15 protein-coding genes are annotated in these 17889 nt (G+C 64.7%); 1 reads left to right on the forward strand and 14 read right to left on the reverse strand.

The genetic code is table 11. The features are described from left to right. Window positions 1–201: 201 nt before the first annotated feature. The 10 genes from AB7532_RS27165 to AB7532_RS27210 form a co-directional block, all read right to left on the reverse strand. Window positions 202–357 (reverse strand): hypothetical protein, encoded by a 156-nt coding sequence (locus AB7532_RS27165; RefSeq protein ID WP_441237759.1) that lies wholly within the window; start codon window positions 355–357, stop codon window positions 202–204. 111 nt (window positions 358–468) lie between these two features. Continuing rightward, window positions 469–981: a septal ring lytic transglycosylase RlpA family protein gene (locus AB7532_RS27170; protein WP_441237760.1), complete on the reverse strand. Its 513-nt coding sequence runs from the start codon at window positions 979–981 to the stop codon at window positions 469–471. Window positions 982–1133: 152 nt separating this feature from the next. Beyond that, the gene (locus AB7532_RS27175) at window positions 1134–1301 is read right to left on the reverse strand and encodes a hypothetical protein (RefSeq protein WP_441237761.1); all 168 of its coding nucleotides are present in this window, start codon (window positions 1299–1301) and stop codon (window positions 1134–1136) included. A gap of 28 nt (window positions 1302–1329) precedes the next feature. After that, on the reverse strand, window positions 1330–2580 hold the full coding sequence (locus AB7532_RS27180; protein ID WP_441237762.1) for a DUF1501 domain-containing protein: 1251 nt from the start codon (window positions 2578–2580) through the stop codon (window positions 1330–1332). Window positions 2581–2582: 2 nt separating this feature from the next. Beyond that, window positions 2583–4064, reverse strand: a complete 1482-nt coding sequence (locus tag AB7532_RS27185) for a DUF1800 domain-containing protein (protein ID WP_441237763.1) — start codon at window positions 4062–4064, stop codon at window positions 2583–2585. A 167-nt stretch (window positions 4065–4231) separates the two neighbouring features. Further along, on the reverse strand, window positions 4232–6751 hold the full coding sequence (locus AB7532_RS27190; RefSeq protein WP_441237764.1) for a M56 family metallopeptidase: 2520 nt from the start codon (window positions 6749–6751) through the stop codon (window positions 4232–4234). Beyond that, window positions 6748–7140: a BlaI/MecI/CopY family transcriptional regulator gene (locus AB7532_RS27195; protein WP_008131572.1), complete on the reverse strand. Its 393-nt coding sequence runs from the start codon at window positions 7138–7140 to the stop codon at window positions 6748–6750. The genes AB7532_RS27190 and AB7532_RS27195 overlap by 4 nt, the downstream gene beginning before the upstream one ends. A 252-nt stretch (window positions 7141–7392) precedes the next feature. Beyond that, window positions 7393–8988, reverse strand: a complete 1596-nt coding sequence (locus tag AB7532_RS27200; RefSeq protein ID WP_441239362.1) for an NAD-dependent malic enzyme — start codon at window positions 8986–8988, stop codon at window positions 7393–7395. Window positions 8989–9497: 509 nt separating this feature from the next. Continuing rightward, window positions 9498–10490, reverse strand: a complete 993-nt coding sequence (locus AB7532_RS27205; protein WP_441237765.1) for a Bug family tripartite tricarboxylate transporter substrate binding protein — start codon at window positions 10488–10490, stop codon at window positions 9498–9500. Between the two features lie 88 nt (window positions 10491–10578). After that, the gene (locus AB7532_RS27210; RefSeq protein ID WP_441237766.1) at window positions 10579–12918 is read right to left on the reverse strand and encodes a mechanosensitive ion channel domain-containing protein; all 2340 of its coding nucleotides are present in this window, start codon (window positions 12916–12918) and stop codon (window positions 10579–10581) included. 730 nt (window positions 12919–13648) lie between these two features. On the opposite strand from AB7532_RS27210, the gene AB7532_RS27215 reads away from it, so the two are divergent. Then, the gene (locus AB7532_RS27215; protein ID WP_441237767.1) at window positions 13649–14533 is read left to right on the forward strand and encodes an MBL fold metallo-hydrolase; all 885 of its coding nucleotides are present in this window, start codon (window positions 13649–13651) and stop codon (window positions 14531–14533) included. A gap of 324 nt (window positions 14534–14857) precedes the next feature. Here AB7532_RS27215 and AB7532_RS27220 read toward each other — a convergent pair whose 3' ends face one another. From AB7532_RS27220 to AB7532_RS27235, 4 genes are read right to left on the reverse strand one after another with little or no spacing between them, the layout of a single operon-like run. Beyond that, window positions 14858–15112, reverse strand: a complete 255-nt coding sequence (locus tag AB7532_RS27220; RefSeq protein WP_441237768.1) for a DUF3551 domain-containing protein — start codon at window positions 15110–15112, stop codon at window positions 14858–14860. After that, a complete protein-coding gene (locus AB7532_RS27225) occupies window positions 15112–16029 on the reverse strand; it encodes a polyphosphate kinase 2 family protein (protein WP_441237769.1) in 918 nt (305 codons plus the stop codon). Before AB7532_RS27225 ends, AB7532_RS27220 begins: the two co-directional genes overlap by 1 nt. After that, window positions 15989–17008: a branched-chain amino acid ABC transporter permease gene (locus AB7532_RS27230; RefSeq protein WP_441237770.1), complete on the reverse strand. Its 1020-nt coding sequence runs from the start codon at window positions 17006–17008 to the stop codon at window positions 15989–15991. The genes AB7532_RS27225 and AB7532_RS27230 overlap by 41 nt, the downstream gene beginning before the upstream one ends. Then, a complete protein-coding gene (locus AB7532_RS27235) occupies window positions 17005–17886 on the reverse strand; it encodes a branched-chain amino acid ABC transporter permease (RefSeq protein WP_441237771.1) in 882 nt (293 codons plus the stop codon). The genes AB7532_RS27230 and AB7532_RS27235 overlap by 4 nt, the downstream gene beginning before the upstream one ends. Window positions 17887–17889: the final 3 nt, after the last annotated feature.

Consider the following 17889-nt stretch of genomic DNA (forward strand, 5'->3'; position numbering starts at 1 on the left):
TTGTGGCGAACTCAGTGGTGCCAGAACAACGCTAGCAGCAGAACGATCGGCAGCGGCACGCCAAGCATCCAAAGCAAAGCACCTTTTCCAAAGCCCATGACTTCCTCCTCCAGATTGATCACTGACATGACGCTGGAGAGGAAAAGAAGTTCCGCGCTTCGCAGCGAGGGCGAATGCGTTCAATGCATGGTTTTGCAGGAGTTAGGCGTGCCGACGTCTGCCGGCGATGACTTCGATTTCGCGGCGGCGTTCGCCGGCGAAGGTCAGGAGCTTTTCGATCGTCAGCGTATCCGTGATCCGTTTGGCGAGGCGCTCGGCGCGTGCAGCCTGATCTTCGAGATACTGGATCGTGTTCAAACGCCGCCTCCCAGGGCCCTCGTTAGAGCCTGATTTGTTGGGAGACCATCGTGCGCCGGAAGCGGCTAACAGCCGGTTAAGCAAGTCGCGCCGCCGCCGATGAATCGCGCTCTACTGCACCACGTCGAGCCGGACATTGGTGATGCCCTTGTCGACCATGCCGAGCGCTTCGGCCGCGGATGGCGAGATGTCCACTACGCGCCCGCGGACATAGGGGCCGCGATCGTTGACCCTGACCGTCACGAAGCGGCCGGACGACACGTCAGTGACGCGCAGCCTGGTGCCGAACGGCAGGTTGGGATGCGCGGCGGTCAATTCGTTCTTGTCGAACTTCTCGCCGCTCGCAGTCTGCGTATCCGAATAGAAGCTGGCGACGCCATGCGAGGCGGCTTGCTTGGCCTCGCTGGGGACGCGCGCCCTGCTGATGGGCCGCGGACGCAGCGCGGCCACCCGGTGCGGGCGCTCGACCGCAGCCTGCCTGTTGGTGCCGAGATCGGCCTTCTGGCGGCCGACCGGCGATTGCGCGCATGCGGCGAGCGAAGCGGCACCGACGATGGCGAGCAGCAGCCGGGTCGAGGTTGCCAGCGAAATCCCTGCAGTTTCGGCACGTGCAAAGCGAGACATGATGCGCCCTCCGAACAACCCTGAGTTTCGGTAGGCAATCGGGGCAGAACCTTGGCTGAAGAAAAGCAGGCCTGAGGCCACGGCCGTTTCGCGCCAGCTGTGACGATTCCACCACAGTCGATGTCCTGAATCGAGACAGGACGGCGAAAATATCAGCCCGATACGGCGCGCCAGGCGATCGGGCGCGCCTCCGGTTGAGCCGCGCTGGCCTCGGTGTCACCCTTCAACAGCCGCATCAGCTCACGCCGATAGAGCCGCCGCCAGCCGGTTTTCAGGCTGGCGAGGAAGTCGAGCTCCAATTGTGTCAGCGTGCACATCATGAACCCGATCCGGTTGCGGTAAGCCTCGTCAGCCGACGAGGCCTCCCATCGGTTTGACGTCGGCGCTGCCGGGGAAGACTGTTTCCGCGAGCACCTTCTCCTCGACGCGCAAATGATCCCTGAGCAGGCCCTTCAGCACCGCGCGCAGATCCGTGGTCGGCTTGAGATCGCGGTCCTCGAACAGCTGCGCCGGCTTCAGGCCCGGCCAGTCCGCGATCACACGGCCGCCCGCGAGCCCGCCGCCGATCAGGAAAGCGACCGTGCCGGTGCCGTGGTCGGTGCCTTGCGTGCCGTTGATGCGCGCGGTGCGCCCGAACTCGGTGACGACGGCGACGACGGTTTCCTTCCACGCCTCGCCCATGTTGCTCTCGATCGCGGCAAAGGCGCCGTCGAGCGCACCGAGCAGATTGTAGAGCTGGCCTGATGCGGCGCCTTCGGCGATGTGGGTGTCCCAGCCGACGAAGCCCATCGCGCCGACGCGCGGGCCGTCGGACTTGACGAGATAGCGCGCGGCGGTGCCGGCGGCTTCGGCAAAATAGGCGCGCACGCGCGCGATCCCGGGCGGCGCCAGCGTCGGATCGTCCGACATCGCTTCGCCATTCGCAGGTGCGCCACCGAGCGAGGCGAGCTTCATGCGCGCCTGGAGCACGGTCGCGAGCTTCGGATCGGTGTGCTGATAGAGATCGAGCAGACGGTTCTGCGTGTCTTCGCTCGCCGGCAACAGCTTCTGCGGCACCCACGTCATGACCGGCGCCGAGCCGCGCACCACCAGCGGCGTCACCGAGCCGATGCCGAGCGCACGGCTGCCGCGCGGATCGACGCGCCCACCCGACTCCATCGCGAGCAGTGCGCGGTTGAGCCAGCCTGAAGCCGTCATGCCGGGCTTGACGAGCCCGCTCTCCAGCACGTCCTGGCCGTCGAAATGCGAGCGTTCGCGATAGGGCGTCGCAACGGCGTGCACGATCGCGGCCTTGCCGGTCTTGTAGAGCCGATGCAGGTTCGGCATCGCCGGATTGAGCGCGAAGAAGGCGTCGAGCGGCAATGCCGGTGGCTTGCCGTCCAACAGCAGCGCGCGATCGCCGCGCAAGGAGACCCAGTCGGGATCGCCGACCGGCGCGACGGCGCCGAGGCCATCGAGCGCGCCGCGCAGGACGATCACGAGCAGGCGCGGATCGCGCCCTTCCGCACGCGCGACCCGCGGCATCTGGCTCCATGCGAACAGCGCGCCGGAACCGACCAGAAGCTCGCGCCGCGTGGGCAAATGATTGACCAGGCTCATGCTCACCTCCTCTGAAAATCGGCCGACATGAACAACAGCGCGAGCGCCTGCTGCCGGCTCTCGGCACGGCCGACCGCCTGCTTCACCTCGGGCGCGATCTGCGATGCGAAGACGTCCTCGATGATCGCCTGCGGATCCGCCATGCCGGTGATGCGCTCGGCGAAATTGTTGGCGACGTCGAGCCGCCGGCCGACGCCGTCGATCCAGCTCGCCTCGTCGTCCGGATAGCCCTTCGGCGCGGACGGACGCCACAACGCTTCGCCGAGCAACTCCTGCCCGCCGGTGTAGCGCGTGGGATCGACGGTCGTGATGCCGGCCGCACGCACCATGCCGATCACCCATTCGCCGGGGCGCTTGAGCTTTGACGGCGGCCCTCGCCAGGCGTCATCCGACGACACCATGGCGATCGCGACCTGCTTGAGATCGCCTTCGGTGTCGCGAAATGTTTTCGCCATCTGCGCGACCAGCGCCGGCGGCGGCTCGTCGGCGACGAAGTGGCGCGCGAGCTTGGTCGCGACGTGGACCGCGGTCGCCGGATGCGCGGCGAGATCGCGCAGCACCGCGCGGCCCTGCTCGGCATCCTCCTGCTCGTAGCGCTTGCCGAGCACGGTCTGCCCGCCGGGCTCGTGCAGCCGCGGATTGAAAGTGAATTCACCACCGTGATTGGGATCGGCACCCGGCGGCACTAGCGTCCAGCCGGTCAGCACATTTGCAAAACCGATGACGTCATCCTGGGTGTAGCCGGTGCGCACGCCGAGCGTATGCAGCTCCATGATCTCGCGCGCGAAATTCTCGTTGAGGCCGCTGCTGCGATTGATGCCGGCCGTCGAATTCGCCCCCATCGACCCGAGATTGTCGAGATAGAACAGCATCGCCGGATGGCCTTCGACGGCCAACAGGAGATCGACGAAGCGGCCGAGCGCGTTGTCGCGAACCGTTTCTCGCTCATAGGCGCCGGACATGCTCTGGATCCGGTTGGCCGAGACGCAGAAATGGTTGGACCAGAACCACACCAATCGCTCGGCAAAGCCTATATCGGCGGCGAGCGCGGCTTCCGTACGCAGCTTGGCTTCCTGCAAATAGATCGGGCGCCCGGGATCGGGAATCGCGTCAGCCGCCTGCTTCGCCGCCATCTCGGCGGCGTCCTTCTCCTGGGCATAGCCCTGCGTCTGCCCCTCGGGCTTTGCCTGAGCCTGACCTTGATCGCCCGCAGCAACGGGCGTCGCGGCCATCTGCTGCTTCTTGGCCTGTTGCTGCGCCTGCTTGGCCCGCGCCGTACGCCTTGCATTGGCGTCGGCCACGGTGCGATAGGCCTTCGCGCTGGAGGGAAGGCCGGCCGCGGCGGTCAGCATGAGCGGGCGGTCGAGCTCGGCGATCAAGGCGCCACGCGGATCGGTCCCGATCGCGGCGATCGATCCCGGCCGTGGTCCCATCCCGAAGCGATGGAGCGCCAGCACGACCTCGGCCTTTGCAGCATTGCTCATGGCGCTCGCCCGATCTTTCGAGACTGCCCGACAGCAGATCATCGATGGCTACGAATTGTAGTGCTACATAAAGTAGCATTACAATCGCAGGCTCGCAAGCGAAGATTGAGTCACCGCCGTCACGACATCGGGAGCCGCCGGTCTGGCAGACCGGCAGCGACGCCGTCCTAGAAATTCGGCCCGAGCGCGATCTTCGTGATCGTGCCGTTCCTGACGCCGATGCGCCATTCCGCCGAGCCGTTGGCGAACTGGGCGACATAGATGTCGCTGTCGAGCGCGGTGACGCCGCGGAAGGACACGGCGCGCAACGCGCCGAGCCGCGTCAGGATTGCCTGATCGAACGGAAGCTGCTGACGCGTGATGTCGGCGACCTCCGCCGTCATGTGCTCGTAGTCCGGCAGGCCCTTGCCGACGCCTTCGATGTAACGGCGCAGCATGTCCTCGCCGTTGGCGATCGGAACGGCGCGGCGCGCCGCGCGCCCCGGACGCGCGCCGAGGCTCGTAGCCTCGACATTATGGAAGCGCGTCTGTCGGCCCGGCATCAGCACCTCGAGGCACCGCCCCGACTTGTCGGCAATCACCCAGGGACTGTTCACGGTGGTCGTGGAGGCCCAGGACGCGTTGGGCCTGACGGCGCTCTGCGCCTTGCGATTGCCGTCGGAGTCGAGATTGAAGACCTGGATGTCGTCGCCCATCTCGTTATAGACCATGATCCTGATCGGCGAGGTGCCGGCGCGGCCGCGCACATTCGCTTCCTCCGAGCAAGGCACGATGCCACCCAGTTCGTCGTTGCCGTCGGCGCGGAAGATGACGTCGCCGGCCTTGCCGTCGGGCTCGAGCATCAGGCGGAATTCGGCCGTGCCATTCGCGAACTTCGCGCCATAGATGTCGTAACCGCCGGGACCGACGCCGCGGAAGAAGATCGACTCGACCGCGCCGAGCGCCACGAACGTCGCCTGGGATTCACCGAGCTGCCGGTGAATCTTGGCCGCCAGCGGCGCACTCATCCGATCGTAGTTCGGCGTGCCACGGCGCAGGTCTTCGATCCCGCGCAGGATCATTTCCTTGCCGCCGGCAGCCGGGACCTGCTCCCTGAACCGATCCGGAACCTCCGCGAGGCGGCGCGCGAAATCCGCCTCGATCGCCTGCGCCACCGCCGCATCGATCCGCGGCGCCAGACGCGCACCGAATACCGAATTCTGCACCAGAACGCGCGAGACCTTTGACTGCTCGTCGCGCAGGAAGATCAGGAGATTTTCGCCGCGGATCGAGAAGACGTCGGCACCTTCGGCGAGGAGCGTCGCCGGGCCCTGCACGGTTTCCTGCACCCGGAGCCGGTCGCCGTCACGCCGCACCGTGAGCACGCGGTTCGGCGCAATCCTGTACCAGCCGACATACTGTTCGAGCGACGCGGGTTCGGCTGCCGCCGTCGGCATCTCGGCGACGCGAACCGCGCGCACGTCGCGGCCGTTCATGCGCAACGTCAGCTCGGAGGAGCGACGCTCCGCATCGAGCGGAAAATTGATCTCGCCGGACGAGGACGCATAGGACGCCATGCCGTCGCTGCCGACCGTCAGCCGCAATCTGCGCTGTCCGGTGAGCTGACCGTAGAGGTCGTCGCCCTCGCGGAAGACGGCAAATACCCAGGTCGGACCCATGGCATAGAAATTGACGAACGGGCGGTAATGCTGGGCCGGCACCTCGCCGGTCTCCGCCACGACGGGCGCGGGATCCGGCGTGCGGTAGGCGATCATGCCGGCGGACACGATCACGACCGGTGCGATCGCAGCCGCGATCCACAGCCGCTTGCGCCAGCCGACCGCGACCGGCAGCGCCGCCGCCGCAATGATGCGCTCGACGCGTGCGCGCACGGTCGAAGCCCGCGCCATTGCAAGCTCCACGGGGCGCGGTTTGACGGTGCTGGCGAAGTCGAGCAGGATTTCCGCATAGGACAGCCGGTCGTCGATCACCTCGATCGCCTCGGCGTCGCTGATGATCTCGGCGAGCTCGGCAAGACGCGCGAGCTGCCACCACGAAAACGGGCTGAACCAGAACACCGCGCGGTTGAGCGAGGCGAGAAGCAGGACGTAGAAATCGCGATTGGCAACATGCGCGCCTTCATGCGCGAGCACGGCGAGGCGCTTCTTCGCGTCCCAACCGAAAAACTGCGGCGGCACCAGAATGGTCGAGCCGAAAGTGACGGGACCGCCGATGTCGCGGCTGACGCGCACGTCGGCACCGATCGGCTTGGGGCCCTTCATCGGCTTTGCCGCGCGCGCCAGACGCCAGGTCAGGCACAGGCCAATGAGGAGCCGCAGCAGCAGCAAGCCGGCGACGGCCGCATAGACGGTGGTGGCGACCAGCCACCAATTGATCGCGAGCCCGCTTCTGGCCGGCGGCGCGATGACGGCACCGGGCGCGATCGGCAGCGCCGGCTGCGGCGCCTCCAGCATCGAGATGTCGGCCGGCAGAAAATCATCCGGCACGGAGACCGGCAAGGGCAGCCGCGTGATCGTCAGCGTCGGCCAATGCATCACGAACGGCATCGCCAGCGATGCGAACAGCACGACGACCCACGCCGTCATGTGGACGTGCGGATTGCGCACGCGAAACAGGTTGAGACCGAACCAGACGACGCCTCCCAGCACAAGGGAGCGCAGTGCCGCCTCCGCCAGAGTTGCGATCATTCTTTTTTCACTCCCCTCGCCTTCTTCGCCTTGGCCACCTGGTCGGCCAGCGTGCGCAGCTGCTGCTGGTCGAGCATTTTATTGTCCACCATGCCGACGAGGACTTCCTCGATCGAGCCGTTGCAGAACCAGTCGACGATGCGCTGCACCGCCTTGGCCGCGACCCGCGAGCGCTCTTCGGCGGCGTGGTAGACATAGGTACGTCCGTCTACCGTGTGGTTAGCATATCCCTTTTCCTCGAGCCGGCGCAGCACAGTGCGAACCGTCGATTCCTTCAGACGCCGCGACAACCGCTCACGAACGACTTCGGCGGTGACAGGACCATGGGCCCAAACCAATTGCATGACCTCGTGCTCGAGGTCGCCCAGCTCGGGCAAACGATCGTCCATGGTGTCTGAGCCTTGCGGTTTGAGTTTTCTTGTAACGCTACGGATTGTCGCATATACGGCCGCGCGGCACAACGGCGATTCCAGCGGAAATGGCGGTGGCGGGCCTAATGGCCGTCGTCATGCCCGGGCTTGTCCCGCCTGCGCGGCCGAAGCCGCTTCGGCGCGGCGAAGGCCCGGGCATCCACGTTCTTCATCCCGCGCGGCAAGGCGTGGATGGCCGGGACAAGCCCGGCCATGACGATGTGGAGGCAGTCAGTACTGCGGCTCGTACATCTGCGATTGGACCAGGGCCTTCACGTCATTAGGCGCGGGTCCGTCCGCCAGCCCGCGCTGATAGGCGACATCGGCGACGGCGGCGGCGATGCGGACCGAGACCTCACGGATGCGGGGCAGCGCCGGATAGAGGCTGCCTTGCGCGAGGTCGTCCTTGCCGACGCAATTGGCCAACGTGTGTGCAGCGGCCATGAACATCTCGTCCGTCACCAGCTTTGAGCGGCTGGCGATGACGCCGAGGCCGACGCCGGGGAAGATGTAGGAGTTGTTGCCCTGACGCGGCACGAAGGTGCGGCCGTTGAGCTTCACCGGATCATAGGGACTGCCGCAGGCAAACAGCGCGCGGCCCTCGGTGTAGCGATAGGCATCCTCCGCCGAGCATTCGGCCTTCGAGGTCGGGTTCGAGAGCGCGAACACGATCGGCTGCTCGTTGAGCTCGGCCATCGCCTTGAGCACCTCGGGCGTGAAGGCGCCGCCGACCGCGGCCACACCGATGATCGCCGTCGGCTTCAGCGTCCTGATCGCGGTGAGGAAGTCGGCGATCGGCGCTTGATCGGTGTGGGCGTAGCGGAGCTTGTGGCCATGGAGGCCTTCGCGGCTGCTGACGACGAGGCCGCGCGAATCCACCAGCCAATTACGGCGGAGCGCTTCGGCCTCGGTTGCGCCCTCCGCCATCATCGCGGAGACCACGAGATCGGCGATGCCGGTGGCGGCCTCGCCGGCGCCGAGGAACAGGATTCTCTGATCCGTGAGCTTGCCGCCGTTGACGCGCAGCGCCGAGAACAGGCCGGCAAGCGCCACCGCCGCCGTGCCCTGGATGTCGTCGTTGAAGACGCAGGCCTCGTCGCGATATTTGTGCAGCAGCTTGAACGCCGAATGATTGGCGAAATCCTCGAACTGGATCAGCACGTCCGGAAACGTCTTCCGCGCGGCGACCATGAATTCGTCGACGAAGCTGTCATAGGCCTCGCCCGTCAGCCGCCGCTCGCGCAAGCCGAGATAATAGGGATCGTTGAGCAGCTCTTCGTTGTTGGTGCCGACATCGAGCACGATCGGCAGGCAATGCTCGGGATGCACGCCGGCGCAAGCCGAATACAGAGAGAGTTTTCCGACCGGAATACCCATGCCATTGGCGCCGAGATCGCCAAGTCCCAAAATGCGCTCACCGTCGGTGACGACAATCAGTTTTGCGGGGTTGGGCCAGTTCTTCAGGATCTCGGCGATCTGGCCGCGATCCCGCGAGGAGATGAACATGCCGCGCGGCCGCTGGTAGATCAGGCCGTATTTCTGGCAGGCGAGCCCGACCGTCGGCGTGTAGATGATCGGCTGGATCTCGTCGATATTGTCGACGACGACGCGGAAGAACAACGCCTCATTGCGATCATGCAGCGCATTCAGCGCGACGAACTTTTCCAGGTCCGTCGGCAGCATGCGCAGATTGGTCAGCACGCGCGCGACCTGGGTCTCCATCGTCAGCACGCAAGGCGGCAGCAGACCGCGCAGGCCGAGCGCGTCGCGCTCCGCTTCGGTGAAGGCGGTGCCCTTGTTGAGCAGGGGATCGCGCAGCAGCGTCATGCCGTGCGCGGCGTCGGATGATGTCGAATGGGCGCTGACCCGAGCAGGTCTATTCACGAATTCCCCCAGGGAGTTTCTTATTGAAGGACCGGCATTGTCGGCCAGCGCTCCCCTGAGATCAAGGACGTTGCACTCCGCGCATCGATTGTGATCTCGCACCGCAGCGAGATTTTCGCGTGACAAAAGTTAACGCCGCGAAGGTCCCGCCCCTCATGGTGAGGAGCGCGGAACGCGCGTCTCGAACCATGAAGGCCCCACTTCGCCCGTGGCCATCCTTCGAGGCTCACCTTGCGATGCGATCGCATCGTCAGCCTCGCACCTAGGGATGACGGGTCTTGATGGGGCACACGCTGTCACCACGCCGTCATTGCGAGCGCAGCGAAGCAATCCAGAATCTTTCCGCGGAGGGGCACTGGATTGCTTCGCTGCGCTCGCAATGACGGGGATAGGCCGTCGCTTCATATCCTTGAGTCAGGCTCTCGGGATGGAGGCGTATTGCGCAGTGAGCGCTACTCCGGCTTGATGTCCGCAGCCTTCACGATCGGCCACCACTTCTCGGTCTCTGCCTTCTGGAAAGCGGCGAGCGCGGCGGGCGTCTGCTGGTCGACCGGCGGAATCTCCTGCCCCAATTCGCTGAAGCGCGCCTTGACCGCGGGATCGGCCAGCACGGCGACGATGGCGGCGTTCAGCTTTGCGACAATCTCTTTCGGCGTGCCCTTCGGTGCCCAGATGCCGTGCCAGTAGGAAATATAGAGGCCGGGCAGGCCCGCCTCGTCGACGGTCGGCACGTCAGGTGCTGACGCAAGCCTTGTCGGCGCGGTCACCGCAAACGCCTTGATCGCACCGTTCTTGTACTGCTGGATCGAGTTCGAGGCCTGATCGAACATGATGTCGATCTGGCCCGCGACGAGATCGATCATGGCCGGGCCGGCGCCGCGATAGGGGATGAACTGGAAATCGGTGCCGGTTTTCTCCTTGAAGAAGACGCCGGCGACATGCGCGCCCGTGCCGGCGCCCGCCGTGCCAGCAGTGGCCTTGCCGGGGTTGGCCTTCAGCCACGCGATCATCTCTTTCAGCGTGTTGGCCTCGAGCGACTTCCGGCCGACGATGAGCTGCGTGCCCATCGCGATGGTCGCGACCGGCTCGAAATCGGCGATCACGTCATAGGGCAACTTGAAGATCGCGCCGTTGAGCACATGCGTGCCCCAATGACCGATCGTGATCGTGGTTCCGTCTGGCGTCGCGCGTGCGACGCGGGCACCGGCGATGCTGCCGGAGGCGCCGGCGACGTTCTCGACCACGACCGTCGTTTTCAGCTCGGCGGCGATCCGTTCCGACAAAATCCGCGCGATCGTATCGGTCGGCCCGCCTGCCGCGAACGGTACGATGAGGGTGATGGGGCGCGAGGGGAACGGCTGGGCACTCGCAGGTACAGCGCAGGCCGCAAGCAACGCACAAATGACGATCACATGACCGCGTAGTCCAGCCCACAGCCCCCGCATTCCATCCACCCTTTTTCATCGCCCGCATGTTGTCAGCGGGCCGGAGCCGGAGTGAACGCTGCCGGGTAGGCAGAGGCAAGCGGGAAATTTATCCCGCCGCCCGCCGTGGCGTCAGATTGGCGGCGCTATCCGCCGGCGGCGCGATCTGCATCAAGATGGTCTGGACGGGCGACGCGACCTCGATGCCGTTCTGCTGGAAGCGCAGCTTCATGCGGCGGTTGAATTCGCGCTGGACCGGCCAGCGGCCGGCTTCGGTGCAGCGGATCTGTCCGACGATCGAGACCATGGCACCATCGACCTTGTCGATGCCCCACAATTCGAGGTCGCCGCGGATCAGCGCGCGGAAGTCCGGCTCGCGGCGCATCTCTTCGACGATGTCCTTGAGGATCTGACCGGCACGGTCGGTGTCCTCCTTGTAGGCGACGTTGACGCTGACGGATGCATTCCCCGCACCGCGGCTGGCATTGGTGATGGTCGTGACCGCGCTGAACGGCACGATGTGCACGGCACCGTCGCCGGCGCGCAGGCGAATGGTGCGGATCGAGACGTTCTCGACCACGCCTGACAGCCCCGAGACGCTGACGCTGTCGCCGACCTGCACCGTGTTCTCCAGCAGCAAAAATAGCCCGGTGATGAGGTCCTGCACCAGCTTCTGCGAGCCGAAGCCGATGGCGATACCGACGATGCCGGCGCCCGCCAGAAGTGGCGCGACATTGACGCCGATCTCGCTCAGCGCCGTGAGGCCGACGACGGTGGCGATCAGGCAGAGCAGCGCCGTCCGAAGCATCGGCTGGAAGGTGCGCAGCCGCGCGGCCCGGGCATAGTGCCCGTCCCGTGACAGTGTGTTGATCTGGCGATCCAGCAGCGCGTTGCTGGCTTCCCAGATCGCGGCAGCAATGAACACGGCGATGCCGATCGTCGCCACCGCCGAAATCAGCCGGCTGCCGATCTGGCCGCCATAGAACCAGACGATGGCATCGACGCCCCAGACTTCGAGCACGGCGACGAAGCCGATGAACGCGATCACACCGGAGACGATCTTGCGCAGCAGCGGCAGGTAGCGATTGGCGCGGACCTCCAGCCCCGGAAAGCGCTGCAGGATCTCCGGCTTGATGCGGAAGCCGCGGTCGATCAGGCTCAGCGTCAGCATGATGGCGACGCGCGTGATCAGCGCCACCGCGACGGTGCCGACGAAATATTGCAGCAGCAGCGAATAGCCGTTGCGGATATTGAGCGCCCAGACCGCCCACAGCGCGAGGTCGAGGGCGATGGCAAGATAATGCCAGCCGCCGGCAATGCGGTTGCGCATCCGGGCCGCGATCCCCTGTCGCTCGGCCGGCGCGCGGATGGCGGCGGCGACCTGACGGCGGCATTGCAGGATGATGACGACGACGAAGAGATGCACGACCAGCATCACCATGCGCAGCAGCGCTGCATAGCCGGCGCGATGAAGGCCGAGCAGCAGCGCCACATTGGCAAAGGCGATGCCGGTGACGCCGACGCCGACGATGCGCCGCGCCCAGATTTCGATGTAGGCCGCGGTCTCCGCGCGAACCGGTATCAGGCCGAACGGTCCCGCCAGCGCGCGAATGACGCAGATCAGCCCGCGCGAGAACGCGTAGGCGTTGACGACCGCGAGGATGACGAGGCGAACGGTGGCGGGGTCGCCGATCTCCGTGCCGAGCAGCGCCGTCGCGACGCCGATGAAGACGACCACCGGAAGCATTTCGAGCAGGAGGCGCCCGAGCACGAAAGGCAGCCGCAGCAGGGACTGCCACACCCGCGCGAGGCTGTGACGGCGCCTGTGCAGTTCGGGCGCGGGGGTGACGTCGGCCACCGATGTCGGCGGATCGGCGATCGGCAGCGCCTGCGCCGGCAGACGCGCGGTCTGCGGCACGCGTCCCTCCAGGAACGCAACCGGACGCCGGATCAGACGGAAGATCACCCATTCGGCCGCGAGCGCACAGCCGAGCACCAGCGCCAGCTTCCAGGCGATCTCGATCAGGAGATTGTAGGCGGCGGGATCATTCGCGGTGCGCACGATCCAGTAATAGAACGCCGGGAAATGCGTCAGCGTCCGCGCGACGCTCGCAATCTCGCGCGAGATCTCGCCGATCTCTTCGGACACCGTGAGCAAAAGTTGCGCGCCAAGTCCGTCCGCGGAGAGCGGGATTGGCGATTTTGCCTCGGCCGCCGGAGGCGCAGGCTGCTGCGGACCGGCTACATTGGCGATCGCGCGCAACGTGTCGATCATCTGTGCGCGCTTCTTGTCGTCCTGGAGCGTGTCCAGCGCGCGCCTGGCCTCATCGGGCGACAGCGTCGCCGCATGATTGGCGGCCGGTACAGGCGGCTCGGCGCGGGCTGACGAGAAAGACGAGATGGCGAGGAAGAGCGCTGAGAGGAGCGCCGAGGCAAACTTGTGCGACACGAGGATTCCTTGGAAAAAATGAATGCGCGGGCGGAGTCTGGACGTCACCGCCGAAGCACTGCGTCATGTCGGATCGCCGCTATTCGCCCCGGCGCTGTGTCGGAAGTGGGCCAATCAAGCGACATTCTCTTGGCATTTGCCGCGCTGAACGAATGGGAACCATGGGCTCCGCGGCCGAGAATTAACGGAATGCAATGCCTGCAAAACCGCTCCCGTCATTCCGGGAGTCGGCCCGGAATGACGGCGAGGAGGAGGAGGAGAGAAAGGAGGATATCGAAAGCGATTGTCGCGGCGGCCTCGTTACGGACATCGGCGCGATGGGTGTGATGCAAAATACAGCGCCGGGAAGGTAGGGGCTTTGCCACACTGATGCAGCCCGCTAAACCTTGTCCCGGCGTGCCGTTCGCGGTTTTTGCCGCTATGCGATAGTCCGAACGAGCTCCATCGCACTTAACGCGGCTGGGTTTGCGGAGGTGGAGTCATAGACCTCCCCTTGCTCATGATGTGGACGACGCGTCGCTTGTTTGCGACCATCGGCATGGTCCTCCTGTGACACAAAACTGTCAAGCGGGATCGACAATCCGAGGGATCACATTTGGGCCGCCAGTTCCCCGCGGGCCTCGTAAGTCAGGCCTGCGACTCAATGCAGCGGAATAAAGTCTTCCCGCCAGCGTTTGTGATGACGAGGATACACACCTCTCCTGCCTCGTTCATTTCCAGAAAGCCAGAGATGAAAACATCATTTTGCATCGCCATTGTCGCTGCCCTCGTGACTGGCTCCGCCGTCGCGCAAACGCCGCCGCAGACCTCGACCAGGAAAGTCGACGGCACCGAGAACGTCTACATCTTCCGTTATGGCGGCCATCAGTCGATGTTCGTGGTGACGCCGCAGGGCGTGATTGCGACCGATCCGATTTCTTACCTGCGTCCAGCAAAGCCCTATATCGACGCGATCAAGGCCGTGACCGACAAGCCGATCAAATACGTCATCTACAGCCACCATCATTACGACCACATCGCCGGCGGCCAGCCGTTCAAGGATCTCGGCGCGACCTTCATCGCCCACCGGCGGACCAAGGAGCGCCTGCTCGAGCTGAAGAAACAGAACTCGCTGCTCGCCGACGTCGTGATGCCGGACCAGGTGATCGACGGCAAGAAGAGCATCACGCTCGGCGGCACCACGTTGGAGCTGAACTATGTCGGCCGCAACCATTCCGACAATTCGCTGGTGATGCGGCTGCCGAAGGAGAAGATCGTTTTCGTCGTCGACTTCGCGCCGATCGAATCGGTGCAGTTCCGCAACATTCCCGACAACGCGTCCCCGGTGGAATATATCGCCTCGCTGAAGAAGCTGGCGTCGCTCGACTGGGAGCGGATGATCCCCGGCCATCCCTATGCCGGCGGCCGCTTCGGCACCAAGAAGGACATCGAGGACGACATCGCCTATATGGAGGATTTGTCGGCAGAGGTGAAGAAGGCCGCCGATGCCGGAAAATGCTTCGACACCGCGATGAAGGAAGTGAAGCTTCCGAAATACGAGAAGTGGGCGAATTACGAGGCCGCCCTTCCCGCCAATATCGAGCGCTTTTGCTATTGGTGGGGCCGCGGGTACTGAGGGCCTGCACCGAACCTGTAGGGTGGGCAAAGACGCACTTGCGCCGTGCCCACCACCTCTCTCGATCGCGAAAAGCGCGTGGGCACGCTTCGCTTTGCCTACCCTGCGGGATCGAAAATTTGGCTACCCCTGTTGGCCGCTGCTTGTCTTGAAAAGCACTGGCGCGATGGTGACATCATGCCCCTGTTTTGCCCGACGAGTCAAATTGGATTCGTAAAATCCGATTTCGATCGAAACGGCCGGCAAGCCATTGATTTTGCTGTCGCCGGCTACTGTGCATGGGGTTGTTTTCGCATTTTTTTGCCATGACCGTCCGCTTCGCGGTCAGCGAACGCGTCGTACCGTCCTCGCCGGTTGCGCCTGCGCGGAATAGGGATTCATCACGCATGTCGCAGGCCGCCCCGATGCGGCGGCCTGACATTGGGCGAAGGACGTGAAGATGCAATCGATCCGCTCGCCCTCGAGCTCACCGAACACGTGCAGGCAGACCGGTGCGCCGGGGGCGTAGGTTTGGGCACGCACAGGCGCACCCGCCATGAGCGTTGCAAGCGCGGACGCGACGAGGACAGACTTCATCATCACTTCTTCCCCTTCCCTTCCCGCTCCAGCGCCTTGCGGACCTGCGCGAACTCGTCCAGCGAGGCCTTGTCGGCGCGGGGGAAGCGCAGGTCGAGCTTTTCCATCGCCGCGACGATTGCCGAACCGATCACGACGCGCGCGAACCATTTGTGATCGGCCGGCACGACATACCATGGCGCATGCGCCGTTGAGGTGTGCCGCACGATGTCCTGATAGACCGCCTGGTAGCGCGGCCACAGCGCCCGCTCCTTGATGTCGTCCAGCGAGAACTTCCATTGCTTGGCCGGCTCCTCCAGCCGGTCGAGGAAACGTTTGCGCTGCTCGTCCTTGGAGAGATGAAGGAAGAATTTCAGCACCACGGTGCCGTTGCGTGCGAGGTAGCGCTCCCAGGCGGAGATGTCCTCGAACCGCTCCTTCCAGATGTTCTTGGTGACGAGCTTCTGCGGCAGCTTCTCCTTGGCGAGGATCGCCGGGTGCACCCGCGTGACCAGGCATTCCTCGTAGTGCGAGCGGTTGAAGATGCCGATATGGCCGCGCGCGGGCAGCGCGATCGCATGGCGCCAGAGGAAATCGTGGTCGAGCTCCTTGCTGCTCGGCGCCTTGAAGGCACTGACTTCGCAACCTTGCGGATTGATGCCCTCGAAGATCGCCTTGATCGCGGAATCCTTGCCGCCGGCATCCATGGCCTGGAACACGATCAGCACCGACCAGCGGTCCTGGGCGTAGAGCTTCTCCTGAAACTCGATCATCCGCCTCTTGTTGGCGTCGAGGATCTCCTGCGCCGTCTCCTTGTCGAGATCGCCCTTCTCGTCGGTCTTGTAGTCCTTGAGGTGAAACTTGCCGGAGCCGTCGTAGCGGAACGGCGCGATGTAGCGGTCAAGTTCCTGGGCGAGCGATTTGGACGGCTTCTTGTTCATGAGCGCGGGGCACCTTGCGTTGCGGCTTCAATCGGTCGAGCAAGCTACCAAGGATCCCCTTCGGAAGGAATATGATGAAAAGCACGAGTAGCACGCCGTACACGAGGTTGTCCCAGCCGACCGCCTTGGTGCCGAAGCCGATCCGCAGGGTCTCGGCCAGCAGAATGGTGATGACCGCGCCGAAGGTCGGGCCGAGCGAGACGAACAGGCCGCCGACGATCGCCGCGAACACCATCTGCAGCGACACGGCAATGCCGCTGACCGTGTCCGGCGTGATGAACATCTGGTACTGGCAGTAGATCGCGCCGGCGAGCGCCGTCATCACCGCACTGAGCAGCGTGATCTTCAGCTTCTCCGCGGTGACATCGACGCCGGCGGCAGCGGCTGCGTCCTCGTCCTCCGAAATCGCCTCCAATGCATAGCGCGCCATGCTGCAGTCGACCCAGTGCCAGACCACGATGCCGAACAGCCAGACCCCGAGCGCGATCAGATACCAGGTGATCTTGTCGTCGAATTGCAGCGCCAGCAGCTTGTTGCCCGAGGCGCGGTTCGGCGTGTAGCCGAGCGAGCCGCCGGTGTAGTCGCGCGTCGCGGTAATGACCTGGAGCACGATGCCGGACAGCGCCAGCGTCACCAGCACGAAATAGTGCCCGGTGATGCGAAAACGGAAACAGGGGTATCCGACGATCAGCGCCAGCACGCCGGCCGCAACCATGCCGATGGGGATGCCGATCCAGGGCGACCAGCCCAGATGATTCCACAACAGCGCGGTGACGTAGGCACCGATTCCCATGAAGCCGCCGTGCCCGAGCGAGACGAGGCCGAACCGCCCCATCATCGACCAGGAGGTGTAAGCGAACGACCAGATCAGGATCAGCACCAGGATGTGCAGATGATAGGGATCGCGATAGACGAAAGGCAGCGCGACCAGCGCCGCCAGCCCCACCGCCCACGCCGCAAGCCGCCCCTGCCCCATCATCGGCGCCTCGCAAGCAGGCCCGCGGGCCGGATGAACATCATGACGATGAAGAACGCGAAGGCGAGCACGTAGCCCCATTCGAGATCGGAGAACAGACCGCCGAGCGAGATAATCTCGGCAAACACGAAAGCTGCGATGAAGCCGCCGATGAAATTACCGAGGCCCCCGAGCACGCAGATCAGGAAGGTGATCGGCCCGAACGAGAGACCGACGAAGGGGTGCACGTCGTATTGCAACACCAGAAGGCAAGCCGCGAGCCCGGCTAGCGCACCACCGAGCGCCGAGGTGATGAGATAGATGCGTTTGGTATCGACCCCCATCAGCGCCATGATCTGGCGGTCCTGCGAGATGGCGCGGATGGCGGTGCCGGTGAAGGTCCGTGTCATGAAGAGGTACACGGCGACCATGCCGACCAGCGCCGCCAGGAACGACAGCAGCCGGGCGTAGCTGAAATTCATCTCGCCGAAGGCAAGCACCGGCAAGCGGATGCCGAGATTGCGGAAGTCGATGCCAAAGGCGACGGTGGCGAAGCTCTGCAGCACGAACAGCACGCCGCCGGTGGCAAGCAGCTGGTTGATCGGCGGCGCCGTCAGCAGCGGCGCGATCACGAGGTAATGCAGCGCCGCACCGAGTATCCCGACGAGCACAATGGTGAGCGGCGCGGCAATGAAATAGCTGATGCCGTAATACTGCACCATGAAGTACATGGCGTACATGCCGATCATCACCAGTTCGGCATAGCAGATCCAGGTCACGTCGATGACGCCGAAGATCAGATTGAGCCCAAGCGCAAGCAGCGCCAGCACGCCGCCGAGCAGGATGCCGTTGATCACGGCCTCCAGCAGGTAGATGTCGAAAATGTCCAGAAAAGCTTGCATGCC

Source organism: Bradyrhizobium sp. 930_D9_N1_4, assembly GCF_052076015.1.
In the GTDB taxonomy this organism is placed as follows: Bacteria; Pseudomonadota; Alphaproteobacteria; order Rhizobiales; family Xanthobacteraceae; genus Bradyrhizobium.